General features: G+C 74.9%; 16 protein-coding genes. 10 read left to right on the forward strand and 6 right to left on the reverse strand.

Annotated elements, in window-relative coordinates:
- Positions 1-5: 5 nt before the first annotated feature.
- From MICAU_RS14295 to MICAU_RS14310, 4 genes are all read right to left on the reverse strand, one after another.
- Entirely contained in the window at positions 6-737 is a 732-nt protein-coding gene (locus MICAU_RS14295) for an ATP-binding protein (protein ID WP_013286031.1), read from the reverse strand.
- A gap of 133 nt (positions 738-870) precedes the next feature.
- On the reverse strand, positions 871-1,323 hold the full coding sequence (locus tag MICAU_RS14300) for a DUF4383 domain-containing protein (protein ID WP_030274282.1): 453 nt from the start codon (positions 1,321-1,323) through the stop codon (positions 871-873).
- A 107-nt stretch (positions 1,324-1,430) separates the two neighbouring features.
- Complete coding sequence (locus MICAU_RS14305; protein WP_013286033.1) at positions 1,431-2,585, reverse strand: glycosyltransferase; 1,155 nt, start codon at positions 2,583-2,585, stop codon at positions 1,431-1,433.
- Positions 2,586-2,613: 28 nt separating this feature from the next.
- Entirely contained in the window at positions 2,614-3,597 is a 984-nt protein-coding gene (locus MICAU_RS14310) for a glucosyl-3-phosphoglycerate synthase (RefSeq protein ID WP_225319619.1), read from the reverse strand.
- 248 nt (positions 3,598-3,845) lie between these two features.
- On the opposite strand from MICAU_RS14310, the gene MICAU_RS14315 reads away from it, so the two are divergent.
- From MICAU_RS14315 to MICAU_RS14340, 6 genes are all read left to right on the forward strand, one after another.
- On the forward strand, positions 3,846-4,868 hold the full coding sequence (locus MICAU_RS14315) for a Gfo/Idh/MocA family protein (RefSeq protein ID WP_013286035.1): 1,023 nt from the start codon (positions 3,846-3,848) through the stop codon (positions 4,866-4,868).
- On the forward strand, positions 4,861-5,949 hold the full coding sequence (locus tag MICAU_RS14320) for a zinc-dependent alcohol dehydrogenase (RefSeq protein ID WP_013286036.1): 1,089 nt from the start codon (positions 4,861-4,863) through the stop codon (positions 5,947-5,949). The genes MICAU_RS14315 and MICAU_RS14320 overlap by 8 nt, the downstream gene beginning before the upstream one ends.
- Positions 5,950-6,123: 174 nt before the next feature.
- Positions 6,124-8,418: an accessory Sec system translocase SecA2 gene (gene secA2 / locus MICAU_RS14325; protein WP_013286037.1), complete on the forward strand. Its 2,295-nt coding sequence runs from the start codon at positions 6,124-6,126 to the stop codon at positions 8,416-8,418.
- A 179-nt stretch (positions 8,419-8,597) separates the two neighbouring features.
- Entirely contained in the window at positions 8,598-9,338 is a 741-nt protein-coding gene (locus MICAU_RS14330) for a GAF and ANTAR domain-containing protein (RefSeq protein WP_013286038.1), read from the forward strand.
- A gap of 76 nt (positions 9,339-9,414) precedes the next feature.
- A complete protein-coding gene (locus tag MICAU_RS14335) occupies positions 9,415-9,918 on the forward strand; it encodes a DUF2231 domain-containing protein (RefSeq protein ID WP_013286039.1) in 504 nt (167 codons plus the stop codon).
- Positions 9,919-9,969: 51 nt separating this feature from the next.
- Positions 9,970-10,722 carry a class I SAM-dependent methyltransferase gene (locus MICAU_RS14340; RefSeq protein ID WP_013286040.1) on the forward strand — a complete coding sequence of 251 codons (753 nt, stop codon included), beginning with the start codon at positions 9,970-9,972 and terminating at the stop codon, positions 10,720-10,722.
- On the opposite strand, the gene MICAU_RS14345 is transcribed toward MICAU_RS14340, so the two are convergent.
- Together MICAU_RS14345 and MICAU_RS14350 are read right to left on the reverse strand one after the other, a co-directional pair.
- Complete coding sequence (locus MICAU_RS14345) at positions 10,700-11,680, reverse strand: DUF3500 domain-containing protein (RefSeq protein ID WP_049800121.1); 981 nt, start codon at positions 11,678-11,680, stop codon at positions 10,700-10,702. The genes MICAU_RS14340 and MICAU_RS14345 overlap by 23 nt on opposite strands.
- Positions 11,681-11,703: 23 nt before the next feature.
- A complete protein-coding gene (locus MICAU_RS14350; RefSeq protein ID WP_013286042.1) occupies positions 11,704-12,096 on the reverse strand; it encodes an ankyrin repeat domain-containing protein in 393 nt (130 codons plus the stop codon).
- A 70-nt stretch (positions 12,097-12,166) separates the two neighbouring features.
- On the opposite strand from MICAU_RS14350, the gene MICAU_RS14355 reads away from it, so the two are divergent.
- From MICAU_RS14355 to MICAU_RS14370, 4 genes are all read left to right on the forward strand, one after another.
- Positions 12,167-12,544, forward strand: coding sequence for a cupin domain-containing protein (locus tag MICAU_RS14355; protein WP_013286043.1), 378 nt, complete (start codon positions 12,167-12,169; stop codon positions 12,542-12,544).
- A 105-nt stretch (positions 12,545-12,649) separates the two neighbouring features.
- On the forward strand, positions 12,650-13,102 hold the full coding sequence (locus MICAU_RS14360; protein ID WP_013286044.1) for a cysteine dioxygenase: 453 nt from the start codon (positions 12,650-12,652) through the stop codon (positions 13,100-13,102).
- Between the two features lie 38 nt (positions 13,103-13,140).
- Positions 13,141-13,632: a rhodanese-like domain-containing protein gene (locus MICAU_RS14365; protein WP_013286045.1), complete on the forward strand. Its 492-nt coding sequence runs from the start codon at positions 13,141-13,143 to the stop codon at positions 13,630-13,632.
- A 52-nt stretch (positions 13,633-13,684) separates the two neighbouring features.
- Positions 13,685-14,278 carry a winged helix-turn-helix domain-containing protein gene (locus MICAU_RS14370; protein ID WP_013286046.1) on the forward strand — a complete coding sequence of 198 codons (594 nt, stop codon included), beginning with the start codon at positions 13,685-13,687 and terminating at the stop codon, positions 14,276-14,278.
- Positions 14,279-14,387: the final 109 nt, after the last annotated feature.

Here is a 14,387-nt window from a genome sequence, read left to right on the forward strand (position 1 = left end):
TTCGGTCAATTAGCCGGGAGCATGGCCCAGACGACCTTGCCGGCGCCGACCGGAGTGCTGCCCCAGCGCTGGGTCAGCTCGCGGACCAGCATCAGCCCGCGGCCGCCCTCGGCACGCGGATCGCGGCTGCTCGCGGCGCGGGCGTCGGCCGGGCTGCCGTCCATCACCGCGACCCGCAGGTACGGCCGGCGCAGCGTCAGCGTCACGTGCATCGGGGTGCCGGCGTGCCGCACCACGTTGCCGACCAGCTCGGTGAGCACCAGCGACGCCGGGCCGGCCAGCTCCGGCACGTTCCACCTGCCGCACGCCTCCGTGACCAGCTCCCGGGCCCGCCGGCAGGCGCCGGCGACCGGCTCCAGCCGGGCCCGCAGCCGGGGCGCCGCCTCCGCTCCGGCCAGCGCGGTCGCCTCGGCGCAGTCCCGGCGCACCGGCACCACCCGGCAGGCGGTGGTCTCGTTCAGCCAGGCCGCCGTCTCGGCGCAGGGAGCGGCGAGCACCATCGGCACCGCCGGCCAGTCGGCGGCGCGCCGCGCGGCGGCGGCGAAGACGGACAGGGCCAGCGGCTCGCCGACCTCGATCTCCTCCAGGTCGACCACCAGGGCGTCCGGCTGCGCGGCGAGGCAGTTGTCGAGCACCTCGTGCACCGCGCGCATCGTGCCCAGGTCGAGCGCTCCGGCCAGCCGTACGACAGTGACCGGCGACTCGTCGCGGACCTCGCACCTGATCCGGGTCACCATCGCCGCCTCGTTTCCTTCTCGTCGGGGAGGGCCGCCCGGCCGGGGCGATCGCCGCCTCCCGCAGCCGGAGGACTACGGACGTACCCGGGCCCCGGACCGGTGAAACCGGGCATCGGGGCCGCCGGGGCGCAGGTCAGCGGCGGTCCCCGCGCCGCGCCGCGACCAGCCCCAGCGCCAGCATGGCGGCGCCCAGCAGCAGGTGCAGCCACGAGTCGGCGCGGTTGACCGCGAGCGCGTTCGCCGCGTCGCGTCTGTCGACCGCCAGACCGAAGAGCCACAGCGCCAGGTAGACCGCACCGGCACCGACCAGGAACGCGCGGGCGCCGGCGACGGTACGGGCCAGCGCCAGCCCGGCCAGGCCGAGTACCAGGTGCACCAGGTTGTGCACCGCCGAGACCTGGAACACACCGAACAGCCGGGCGCCGGAGCCCGGCCCGGCGAAGCGCAGATCCGCGTAGTCGCTGGTGATGCCCGGCACGAAGCCCAGCGCGCCGAGCAGCAGCAGGAGCACGGCGAACCCCGAGGCTATCCGGCGTACCGGCGCCCGCCCGTCGGCCGGGTTGCGCCGTGCCCGGGAGTGCGCCATCGAGTTCGTCACGCCGGCCTCCTCGCCACCGCGGGAAGCGCCGGTTTCCCGCGCCCGGCGGGGGCAAACGCCGGCCCGGCCGCGCGGGGCAGCCGGGCCGGTGCGGCTCAGGCCGGCTGCAGCGGCTTCGTCACGCCCGTCCGGACCCGGTCGTACAGCTCGACGTACTGCTGTGCCATCCGGGCCGGGGTGAACCGCCGGGCCGCCTCCCGCCGGCACTCGGCCGGCTCCAGCCCGGCGGCGGCGAGCACCAGGTCACCCAGCTCACGCTCGTCGTCGGTGAGCAGGCCGGTGCGGCCGTGCTCGATCAGCTCCGGCAGGCAGCCCCGGGCGGTGGCCACCACCGGCGTGCCGAGCGACAGCGACTCGACCACAGCCGTACCGCCCGGCTCCTCCCAGCGCAGCGGGAACAGCGACGCCCGCGCCGAGGCGACCAGGTCGTCGCGCTCCCGCCCGGCGACAGTGCCGACCCAGCGCACCCGGTCGTCGTCGACGTACGGCGCCACCTGGTCGTAGAAGAAACGCACGTCCGGGTTCTGCCGGGCCTCGTCGCCGGCCGCGGCCAGATCCTCCGGCCGGTGGTACGGGCCGACCGGCCCGGCCAGAACCAGCCGGAAGCCGGTCTCCTGCGCCAGCCGGGCGCCCAGGTCCTGCCCCTTGCCCGGGTTGATCCGGCCGAGGATCACCACGTGGTCGCCCTTGGCCACCGGCGCGTGCCGGTCCGCGTCGACCGCGAGCGGGGTGGACAGGTGCACGTGCCCCACCGAGTGCGCGCGCAGCGCCTCCGGAGCGCGCGCCAGCTGCGACGCGGACACGCCGTTGACCCGTACCCGGTCGCCGCCGTCGAGGTTGCCGTACAGCTCCGGGTGCTTGGCCAGGTCCCAGTGCAGCGTGTGCAGCACCGGCGGGGCGTCCGGGCCCATCGCGGCGAGCGTGGCCAGGCCGACCGCCTCCACGTGGTCGTGCACCAGGTCGATGTCGTCGCGGGCGTGCAGCGCCCGCACCACCTCGGACAGGTGCGCCTGGGAGACGCCGCAGACCTGGTTGTACGGCCGCTGCAACGCGTGGAACTGGCCGTCCGGGAAGACCGCGATCCGCTCGTCGACCGGCAGCGTGCTGCTCTCCACCGAGGCGAGCACCACCCGTACGCCCAGGCGGCGCAGCTCCGGCACCAGCGTGGCGATCACGTTCTCGATGCCGCCGTAGCCCGGCGGAGGCACGGACAGCCACGGCCCGGCGTTCATCAGCACGGTGAGCGTCATGCGCTGTCCTCTCTCAGGGTTTCCCCACTCACGCGGCCGCCACCCGGCGGCGGGGAAGGCGGTGCCGCATCTGCGCCAGCGGCGGGCGTTCCTGCACCGACACGTCGTTGACCACGATCTCGCGGTCCAGGTTGGGCAGCGTCTCCGAGCCGCCCCGGCGGAACTGGGTCAGCAGGGCGGTCGGCGCCACCCCCGGCGCCGCCCACCCGCGTCGTTGCAGCCGCGACCAGGCGGTCAGCATGATCTGCGCGGACATCCGGCCCAGCGCGGCGGTGTCCTGGTGCCGGTGCTTGCGCTCACCCAGGTCGACCTGGGCCAGCGCGTCCAGCCCGACCATCTCCAGCAGGTCGATCAGCATGGCCGTCTCGACGCCGTACCCGGTGACGAACGGCACCCGCTCCAGCACCTCGCGGCGGCCGGCGTACTCGCCCGCGAGCGGTTGCACGAAACCGGCCAGCTCCGGCCAGAACAGGTTCAGCAGCGGCCGGGCCATCAGCTCCGTCACCCGCCCGCCGCCGTCGGGCTCCACACTCGTCGCACCGACCAGCGGCCGGTGGTAGAAGCCCTTCACGAACTCCACGCCCGGATCCGTCAGCAGCGGCCCGAGCAGCCCGGTCACGAAATGCGGCCGGAACTCGCGCAGGTCGGCGTCGACGAACGCGACCACGTCCCCCTCGGCCGCGGCCAGCCCGGCCCAGAGCGCGTCGCCCTTGCCGGTCAGGCGGGGCAGCCCGCGCGTCATCGCGTCCTGGCTGACCACCTCGGCGCCGGCGGCGCGCGCCACCTGCGCGGTCCGGTCGGTGGACCGGGAGTCCACCACGATCAGCTCGTCGACGAGCGGCACACGGTCCATCAGGTGTTCCCGGACGGTCGACACGATCGCGCCGACCGTCGCCTCCTCGTTGCGGGCCGGCAGCACCACGCTGACCCGGCTCGCGCCCTTGGCGCGTACCAGTCGCCGCGCCGGCCAGTCGTCGGCGGTGCTGGTGCGGTACGTGGCCCACGCCTCCACCACAGGTGAGACGGTCGAATCTGATTCCCGCACGGGCACCCCCCATTAGTGGTGGAATCGCGAATCATGGTTTTCCCAATCCCGCATCCGCGCTAACCGGATCTTGCCTAACAACCTGATCACCAGGTGCGTACCGGGCGGTTCCGGGCGGATGAACGTTGCGTTGCGCCCCCCGGCGGCGTTTCGCGCGCGGCCGCCGGGGGGAGTGGTGACCGCAGTCTTCCAGTCGTGGCGAGAGGGTTGGTCGGATGCGTACCTGCCGGGTGGGACTAGTCGGAGCCGGTGGGGTGGCACAACGCCACGCCCGGGTGCTCACGGGCTTCGAGGACGTGGAGCTGCTCGGTGTGACGGACGTCGCGCCGGACGCGGCGGGGGCGCTCGCCGGCACGTACGGCGGCCGGGTGTTCCGCGACGTGGACGAGCTGCTCGCGGCCGGGCCGGACGCGGTGTACGTCTGCGTGCCGCCGTTCGCGCACGGCCCGGTCGAGGAGGCGGTGGTCGCCGCCGGGGTGCCGATGTTCGTGGAGAAGCCGGTGGCGCTGGACCTGGAGACCGCCGAGCGGGTCGCCGCGCTGGTGCAGCAGCAGGGGCTGCTCACCGGCGTCGGGCACCACTGGCGTTACCTGCACGTCGTGGAGGAGGCGCGGCGGCTGCTCGCCGGCCGTCCGGTGCGGATGATCAACGGTGCCTGGCTGGACAAGGTGCCGCCGGTGGCCTGGTGGGCGCGGCGGGACCGCTCCGGCGGCCCGGTGGTCGAGCAGGCCGCGCACGTGCTGGACCTGGTCCGGCTGCTGGCCGGTGAGGCGGTCGAGGTGACCGCGTACGGCGACGGCACCCCGCCGCCGGTCGACGGCGCCGACATCGATTCGGTGACCGCCGCCACGCTGCGGTTCGGCTCCGGCGCGGTCGGCACGCTCGCCGCGTCCTGCGTGCTCGGCTGGAAGCACCGGGCCGGCGTGGAGATCCTCGCCGACGGGCTGGCGCTGTGGCTGGCCGAGGACGGCCTGACCGTGCGTGACGCCGACGGCGAGCGGCACGTTCCCGCCGACCCGGACGGCGCGCGGGTAGCAGTCGACCGGGCCTTCGTCGACGCCGTCTGCGGCCTCGGCGACGACGTCCGGGTGCCGTACGCGGAGGCGCTGCGCACCCACCGGCTCGCGCTGGCGGTGGCCGAGTCGGCGCGTACCGGACGGCCGGTGGCGTTGCCGACCGGGCCGGCGTCCCGACTCTCCGCGCCGGTCGCGGACGCGGGGGTGAGCGTCGATGCGTGACCGGGTGGTGGTGGTCGGCGGTCCCGGCCGGGTCGAGCTGGCCGAACTGGACGCGCCGGAGCTGCGCGAGGGCACGTTCCGGGTGGAGACGCTCTACAGCGGCGTCTCGGCCGGCACCGAACTGAGCTTCGTCAAGGGCACCAACCCCTACCTGCACGTCACCTGGGACGCCGCGCTCGGGCTGTTTCGGCCCGGCGGGGCGAGCACGCCGTACCCGGTCACCCGGCTCGGCTACATGCAGGTCGGGCGCGTGGTGGAGAGCCGGACCCCGGCCGTCGCGGTGGGCGAGGTCGGCGCCATGACGTACGGCCACCGCAGCGGCTGGGTCGCCGACCCGCTCACCGAGCGGTTCGTGCCGCTGCCCGACGACCTTGATCCGCTGCTCGGCGTGTACGTCGCGCACATGGGCCCGATCTGCGCCAACGGGCTGCTGCACGCCGCGGCCGACCTGTGCGGCGCCGACGTGCGCACGCTGGGCGACGGCGTACGCGGCCGCCGGGTGGCCGTGGTGGGTGGCGGCGTGGTGGCGCTGCTGACCGCCCTGTTCGCCCGCAGGCACGGCGCCGCCTCGGTGGTCGTGGTCGACCCGACGCCGGCCCGGCGGCAGGTCGCCGAGGCGCTCGGCCTGGACACGCTCGACCCGGACGCGGACGACCCGGCGGTGGTGCTCAAGACGCGGTGGAACCACGCCGCCGGGGACCGGGGCGCCGACGTGGTCTTCCAGTGCCGGGGCCAGGACTGGGCGTTGCAGCTCGCGCTGCGCCTGCTGCGCCCGCAGGGCACCGTGGTCGACCTGGCGTTCTACCAGGGCGGCGCGGACGCGGTCCGGCTCGGTGAGGAGTTCCACCACAACGGGCTGTCGCTGCGCTGCGCGCAGATCGGCCGGGTGCCGCGCGGGCTGGCCCCCACCTGGGACCGGGAGCGGCTGTCGGCGGAGACGGTGGAGCTGCTGCGCCAGTACGGGGACGTGATCCGTAAGCACCTGATCTCCGCAGTGGTCCCGCTGGACGAGGCCCCGGCCCTGCTGACCGACCTGGCCGACCGCCGCCGCACAGAACTCCAGGTGGTCCTCACCCCCTGACCCCCACCCCCACCCCGCCCCCTTTCCAGGGCGTCGATCATGAGGTTGGCGGCGACAAAACGGACGCCGGACGCCGCCAACCTCATGATCGACCGAAGCGGACGCGAAGGGCGGAACCCGGCGCGCGGCGGGCGGGGGTCACAATCGGCTCCGGTTCGCGTACCGTTGCCGCTCATGGGTGTGTCGCAACGGTTGAAGACCAGGTTCCGCCGGTTCCTCCAGCGCCCGGGGACGACTGTCGACCTGGCGCCGCTGGAGAAGCTGCTGCCGGCGATCGAGGCGCGCGAGGCGGACCTGGAGCAGCTCTCCGACGCCGAGCTGACCGAGGCCGCCGGCCGGGCCACGGGGTACGAGGAGATCTGCGCGATCGGCCGCGAGGCGGCCCGGCGCGGGCTCGACCAGCGCCCCTACGACGTGCAGCTGCTCGGCGCGATGGCGCTGCTGTCCGGCAAGGTCGCCGAGATGGCCACCGGTGAGGGCAAGACGCTCACCGCGACTGTCGCCGCGTACGGGCACGTGCGGCTGGGCAACGGCCCGGTGCACGTGCTCACCGTCAACGACTACCTGGCCCGCCGCGACGCCGAGTGGATGACGCCCGTCTACGACCTGCTCGGGCTGACCGTCGGCTGGGTCAACGAGGCCTCCACGCCCGAGGAGCGGCGCGCCGCGTACGGCTGCGACGTCACGTACGTGTCGGTCAGCGAGGCCGGCTTCGACTTCCTGCGTGACCAGCTCGTCACCGACCTGGCCGACCGGGTGCAGCCGCCGCTGAAGACCGCGATCGTGGACGAGGCCGACTCGATCCTGATCGACGAGGCCCGGGTGCCGATGGTGCTGGCCGGCGCGGTCGGCGGCGAGCAGGACCCGGTGCACGCCGCGGCCGCGCTCGTGCGCGGGCTGCGCAAGGGCAAGCACTACACGGTCGCCGAGGACGGCCGCAGCGTCGCCTTCACCTCGGTCGGCCTGGCCACCGTCGAGGCCAAGCTCGGCGGCATCGACCTGTACGACGAGGAGCACGTCGGGCAGCTCTCCGCGGTGAACGTGGCGCTGCACGCGCACGCCCTGTTGCACCGGGACGTGGACTACATCGTCCGGGACGACTCGGTCGAGCTGATCGACGAGATGCGCGGCCGGGTCGCCCAGCGCCGCCGCTGGCCGGACGGGCTCCAGGCCGCGGTCGAGGCGAAGGAGGGCCTGGACGCCACCGCCGAGGGCGAGGTGCTGGGCACGATCACCGTGCAGGCGTACATCGCGCTCTACCCGACTGTCTGCGGCATGACCGCGACCGCGGTGCTCGTCGGCGACCAGCTCCGCGAGTTCTTCGGCCTCGAGGTCGCGGTGATCCCGCCGAACACCCCCTGCGTCCGCGAGGACGAGCCGGACCGGATCTACGCCACCCGCGCCGAGAAGGAGGAGGCGCTGGTCGACGAGATCACGCGCTGCCACCAGGCGGGGCGGCCGGTGCTGGTCGGCACGCTCGACGTCAAGGAGTCCGAAGGGCTGGCCGCCGCGCTCAACGCCGCCGGCGTCTCCTGCGTGGTCCTCAACGCCAAGAACGACGACGAGGAGGCCGGCATCATCGCGGAGGCCGGCGCGTACGGCGCGGTGACGGTCTCCACCCAGATGGCCGGCCGGGGCGTGGACATCCGGCTGGGCGGCAGCGACCAGGCCGACCGGGACCGGGTGGCGGAACTGGGCGGCCTGTACGTGATCGGCAGCGGCCGGCACGACAGCCGCCGGGTCGACGACCAGCTCCGCGGCCGGGCCGGCCGGCAGGGCGACCCGGGCGGGTCGGTGTTCTTCGTCAGCCTGGAGGACGACCTGGTGGTCCGGCACGCCGGCGACACCGTGCCGGCCTCGCCCCGGATGAACGCCGACGGCCTGGTCACCGACCCGCAGGTCGACTACGCGGTCGAGCACGCCCAGCGCGTCGCCGAGGGCGTCAACCACGAGATCCACCGCAACACGTGGCGCTACAGCCAGGTGATCGAGCAGCAGCGCAAGGCGCTCGCCGAGCGCCGGGAGCGGCTGCTGACCAGCGACATCGCCGCGCTGATGCTGCTGGAGCGGGTGCCGGAGAAGGCCGGCGAGATGGACGAGGACCTGCTCGCCGACGTGGCGCGCAAGATCGCCCTCTATCACCTGGACCGGCTCTGGGCCGACCACCTGGCCGAGCTGTCCGAGGTGCGCGAGGGCGTGCACCTGCGGGCGCTGGGCCGGCTCGACCCGCTCGACGAGTTCCACCGCAGCGCGGTGCCGGCGTTCAACGCGCTGGTGCCCGAGATCGAGACGCGGACCGTGGCCACGTTCGAGGAGACCGAGTTCGACGAGGGCTGGGAGCCGGACTCGTCGAAGCTGGTGCGCCCGAGCGCCACCTGGACGTACCTGGTGCACGACAACCCGTTCGGCTCGGAGCTGGACCGGCTGATCGCCTCGGTGGGCCGGCGGCTCATCTCCGGGTCGCGCTGACCCGCGCCGAAGGCCCCTTCCGGTGCAACCGGGAGGGGCCTTTTTGCGCGGTTTCGCCCGCGGTCTGCGAGGGTAGTAGGCCGGGGCCCGGCCACAGGAGGGACGGACATGGGACAGGCAACGGTGCCGGACGGGGAGACCGCGTGGACGTACGCGGGGACGGTGGAGGCCCCGGCCCGGTGAACCTCGACACGCGCCAACCCATGATCGACAACCTCGGTGTGCTGGAGACGGCCGCGCTGCTGCGCGAGCTGACCGCCGGTCTGATCGGCGTGGCCGGGTTCGACGAGGCGCTCGACCGCCTGGTCCGGATCGCCCGCGACGCCGTGCCGGGCGTGGACTGCTGCGGCTTCACCGCGCTGCGCGCCGGTGAGCCCGCCGGGGTGGCCGCCTCCGACCCGGACCGGGCCGAGCTGGACGACCTGCGGCACGGCCCGGACACACCGGCCCTGACGGCGATCCGCCGACGGGAGATGATCATCGCGGGTGGGCTGTCCGACGAGACGCGCTGGCCGGCCTGGAGCGAGCGGGCCCGCGTGCTCGGCGTGCACGGGGTGATCTCCGCGCCGGTCGACGTGGACGAGCAGGTCATCGGCGCGATCAACCTGTACGCCGAGTCGCCCGACGCGCTCACCCCCCGGCACCAGCTCACCGCGATGCTGCTCGCCGAGCACGCCGGGCTGCTGCTGGCCGCCGCGCGCGACCGTGAGCGGGCCGCCAGCCGGGCCGGTGAGATCGACGACTCGCTGCTGGCCGAGGGAGTGGTCGGGCAGGCCGTCGGCGTGATCATGACGCAGCGCGGCTGTCCCGCCCCGGAGGCGCTGCGGGTGCTGCGCAGCGCCGCGTCCTCGCTGGACATCCCGCTGCGCGAGGTGGCCGAGCGGCTCGTGCTGACCGTCTCCCGGCCCCGGGACAACTGAGCGACAGTCGTTTCACCCCGCGGCGCCTCGGGTAGCACTCTGGACTGGTGAGCTGCGCCGACCTGGGGAGGAAGCGATGCAGAGCCGACTGCGGGTGCAGGGGCATCCCATCCAACCGATGCTTGTCACGTTCCCGTTCGGCCTGTTCGTCTGCGCCGCGGTCTTCGACCTGGCCGACGTGGCGGGCGGTCCGGCGTTCCTCGGTGAGGTGGGCTACTGGACCGCGGTCGCCGCGCTCGTCGCCGCCGGGCTCACCACCGTCGCCGGCCTGGTCGACCTGTGGGACGTCCGCGCCGGGCGCACCAGCCGGACCGTCCTGACGTTCAATCTCGTGAACGCCGTGATGGCGGGGCTGTTCCTGCTGTCCTGCCTGATCCGGGCGAACGCCCCGCAGCGCGGCGCGAACGGCGCCCTGCTCGCCGCCGAACTCGTCGCGCTCGCCGTCGGCGCGGTCGGCGTGGCCCTGGGCGCGCGGCTGATGCAGCAGTTCGACCGGGCCACCGAGCCGACCGGCTTCGAGACGTTCGGCGACGTGCCCCCCGGGTCCACAGTCGAGATCGCCCGCCCGCGCCCGTTCTGACCCGGCCGAAATCCGTTGCCGCGGCCGTCGCCGGGCGGCAGGCTCGCGGGCATGGTCCGCACGTTCTCCGAACTCGTAGCCGAGGCCGAGGCCGCGCCGGTGGAGGGCTGGGGCTTCGACTGGCTGCGCGGCCGCGCCACCGAGGAGCGCCCGCCCTGGGGGTACGCACGCCTGGTGGGCGACCGGATGGCCGCCGTGAGGGCGGCGCTGGACGTCGACACCGGCGGGGGAGAGGTGCTGGCCGAGGTGCCCGCGCCGCCGCCGCTGCTGGTCGCCACCGAGGCGTGGCCGCCGAACGTGCCGGTGGCCCGGCGCAACCTGCGTCCGCTCGGCGCGACAGTGGTACGGGTGGCCGACCGGCCGCCGCTGCCGTTCCGGGATGCCGCCTTCGACCTGGTCGTGAGCCGTCATCCGGTGCACACCTGGTGGGGCGAGGTGGCCCGGGTGCTGCGCCCCGGCGGCACCTACCTGTCCCAGCAGATCGGCCCCGGCACGGTGCGGGAGCTGAGCGAGGCGATCCTCGGGCCGCTGCCGCCACCGGAGCACCGGCACCCGGAGGTGGCGGTCGCCGACGCGCGGGCTGCCGGGCTCACAGTCGTCGACCTGCGCGAGGCGACGCTGCGTACCGTCTTCCACGACGTCGGCGCGGTGGTCTGGTTCCTGCGCAAGGTGGTCTGGACGGTGCCCGGCTTCACAGTCGGCCGTTACACCGACGAGCTGCGCCGCCTGGACGAGCGGATCCGCGCCGAGGGGCCGTTCGTCGCGTACGCCCGCCGTTTCCTCATCGAGGCGCACCGGGGCTGAGCGGGCCGGGCCGGTGCGCCTCGGCGTGGTGCGCGGCCAGCACGTCGGCGCCGAAGTCACCGGCGGGGCGGCGCAGCACGGTGTGCGCGTGGTTGCCGTCGTCGGTGGTGTTGTCGTACTCGATCAGCAGGTCGTCGCCCTGCACCCGGTAGTAGTGCCGCCGGCCCGGCTCGACCGGGCCGGCCCAGGCGAAGTGCAGCTCGCCGCCGTCGAGCCGGTCGGCCTCCCGGGCCGCCAGCTCCGGCGGCAGCCGGTCCAGGTAGAGCGCGACCAGCCGGTCGAGCAGCGCCCGGCCGGTGGGCCGCAGCCGCCCTCGGGGTACGCCGGGCGGGTCGAGCCGGCCCGGCGCGGTGGCGCGGGTGGCGCTGATGATGTCGGCCGGCGCCTCCTCGGCGATGATCGCGGCGGACCGGCCGGCCGGTCCAAGCACGTCGAGCAGTTCGCGGGCCAGGTCCTCCTCGGGGCCCAGGGGCCGGGAGACCGGGCGCCCGGAATGCCGGACGGTGGCCGGGTTGGCGCCGAGGAACACCGGCGCGGGGGAGACCCGGTCGTCGGCGACTGTCATGCTCACCGACAGGTGGTGTCCCTCGAACCGCCACGCCCAGTCGTCGTCGCGGGCCGGGTCGCCGAAGACGGCCACCCAGTAGTCGCCGCTGTGCCGGCCGCGCCGCCAGTCCTCGGCCCGGTCCAGCACCTCTTCCAGGGCCATCACGGCCATGGCCTGCGCGTACGCGGCCGGGCTGAGCGCGGTGGCGAGCAGCCGGTGCGCGGCCTTGCGGGCGGTGACGTCCAGGCCGGCGAGCGTGACGCCGGGCCGGGGCCGCGGCCGGTACTCCAGCCACCGGCGGGCCGGCTCGTCGTCGAAGGCGTGCCGGGCGGCGTCGCGGGCCGGCTCGTCCAGTGCCGCCAGGAACGCCGCGGCCGCCGTGCGCATCTGCTCGGGTACGGGATCCTCCACCGTCCCTGTATACCGCCCGCCGCTCATGCGCGGCCGAGCAGCGCCAGCATGTCGGGCAGCTCGAAGAACCGTGCGGTCTCGACCGCGGACGGGCCGCCGTGGTCCGGGTCGGCGCCGGCGTCGAGCAGCGCGCGGACCGCCGCCTCCTGGCGCCGGAACACGGCCGCGGCGAGCGCGGTCTGCCCCCTGTCGTTGACCCGGGCCGGGTCGGCGCCCCGGGCCAGCAGCGCGGCCACCGTGTCCGGGTGGGCGTGGTACGCGGCGAGGATCAGCAGCGTGTCGCCCTTGGCGTTGGTGAGGTTGACCGGCAGCCCAGCGTCCACGTTGGCCGCCAGCTCCTCGGCGGCGCCGGCCCGTGCCAGGTCGAACATCCGGTGGGCGAAGGCGATGGTCTCGTCGTCGAGTTCGTCGGGCATCCGCCCAGGCTATGGCGTCGCGGCCGGGCGCGCCTGGTAGCTTGCGCAGCCGGGCACGGGAGGCGCGCGCATGGATGATCGGGTGTACGTGGGCAACGCGACGGTGGACGGTGCGACCGACGCGGGCTGGCTGCTGGGCCACTTCAAGCCGGCCGGGGACGTGCGGCACAGCACCGACGTCGAGGTGAAGTGGGGCGTGCACCCGGCGGGGGAGACCCGGTCCCGGTGGGCCACCGGTGAGCGGCGTACCGCCCTGCTGGTGCTGATCAGCGGCGCGTTCCGGATCGAGCTGCCGGACCGCACGGTGGTGCTGCGCGCGCCCGGTGACTACGTGGTGTGGGGCCGGGGCGTGGACCACTCCTGGTACGCCGAGCGGGAGTCCACGGTGCTCACCGTCCGCTGGCCGTCCGTGCCGGGTTACAAGGTGGATCCGCCGGTCCTCCGCTGAGCCGCGCCCGGCGTCCCAGCATTCGGTATTACCTACTAAACCGATAGGCTTTACCGTCTAAGCTGTGCGGGTACACCCGCTCCGCACCGTGAGGACGCACCGCCGATGACCAGCACCGCACCGCCCGACCTGCTCGCCGTCGCCGCCCGCTGGGCGAACCCGGACGGCTGGCCGGTGCCGTTGCGGTTCGATGCGCCGCAACGCTGGTACGCCCGGCTGGACGCCGACGACGCGCACGAGGTGTGGGCGCTGAGCTGGCTGCCCGGACAGGCCACCGACCTGCACGACCACGGCGGCTCCGCAGGCGCCTTCCTGGTCGTGGCCGGCGTGCTCACCGAGGAGACGGTGAGCGGCGGACGGCTGCGCCCGCACCGGCTCGCCGCCGGAGCCGGCCGGCGCTTCGGCGTCCGGCACGTGCACCAGGTCACCAACCGCGGCGACGAGCCCGCCGTCAGCGTGCACGTGTACCGGCCGGCGCTGACCCGGATGACCCGCTACCACCTCGTCGCCGGCCGGCTCCGGGTCGCCGAGGTGGCCCGAGCCGGCGTGGCCTGGTGAGCCGCACCCGCAACCCCGACGAACGGAAGGACGCCACGATGGCGCAGACCCCCACCCGCACCGAGCGCTGTCCGGTCCCGCCGCCCGGCTCGCGGGGCATCGACGAGATCCTCGCCGCCGCCCGGACCCGCCTTCGCCGCCTCGACCCGGAGCAGGCCCACCTGGCATGCCGGGGCGGCGCGCTGCTGGTGGACATCCGCCCGGCCGCCCAGCGCGCCGCGCAGGGCACCGTACCCGGCTCTCTCGTGGTCGAGCGCAACGTGCTGGAGTGGCGCTTCGACCCGCGCTGCGCGGCACGGCTGCCGCAGGCGTCCGGATACGACGTCCCGGTGATCGTGCTCTGCCAGGAGGGCTACACCTCGTCGCTGGCCGCCGCCGCGCTCCAGGACATCGGCCTGCACCGGGCCACCGACGTCGTCGGCGGCTTCGCCGCCTGGCAGATCGCCGGCCTGCCCACCCTCGGTCCCACCCCGCCGACCCGACCCTCGTCCGCCGCGCCCCCGGTCGCCGCCGGCGGGGCGCTCCGCTGACCGTCCCGCCGCATCCGGCGGGGCGGGGCGACCGCCCGCACAGGAGGCTCCCATGTCCGTCGTCGCCCTCACCACCCGTCCGGCCCGATCGGGCCGCCCCGACCGGGCCGTGCCGCCCCGGCCGCGTACCGCACCGACGCTCACCATCACGCTCGACCTGGGTACCGGGCCGCTGACGCCGGGCCTCGCGCGCCTGGTCGACCTGCTCGACGAACTCGCCGCCACCGGCGAGGGGCATGCCGCCTTCGGCGAAGGACCGGCCGGACCGGACGGCCGCCCGGTCGCCCGTACCGTGCTCGACCTGCGCCGCGGCGACGCGCCCGCCCCCGCCTCGCCCGCCCCCGGCGGCGTGCGCATCCTCACCGGCACCCGGCGCGTCCGCCGCGGCGGCGCCGAGATCCCGCTGACCCGCATCGAGTACGACCTGCTGCTGTTCCTCGCCGAACATCCCCGCCGCGTGTTCACCCGCCTGCAACTTCTCGCGAACGTCTGGGGCTACGAGCACGCGGTGGCGCGCACCGTCGACGTGCACGTGCGCCGGCTGCGGGCCAAGTTCGGGCCGGAGACGCCGCTGGTGACCACCGTGTACGGCGTGGGCTACCGCCTCGCCGACGACGCCGCGATCGTCGTGGACCGCGACGCCTGACCTCGGCCGACCGGCACGCGGCGCACCCGGTCCCGGGGTGCGCCGCGTTCACGTCTGCGGCTGATCCGCCACTGTGAACCCCTGGGGAGACCCCCCGTACCATCTCGAA

This window comes from Micromonospora aurantiaca ATCC 27029 (assembly GCF_000145235.1).
Taxonomy (GTDB): Bacteria; Actinomycetota; Actinomycetes; order Mycobacteriales; family Micromonosporaceae; genus Micromonospora; species Micromonospora aurantiaca.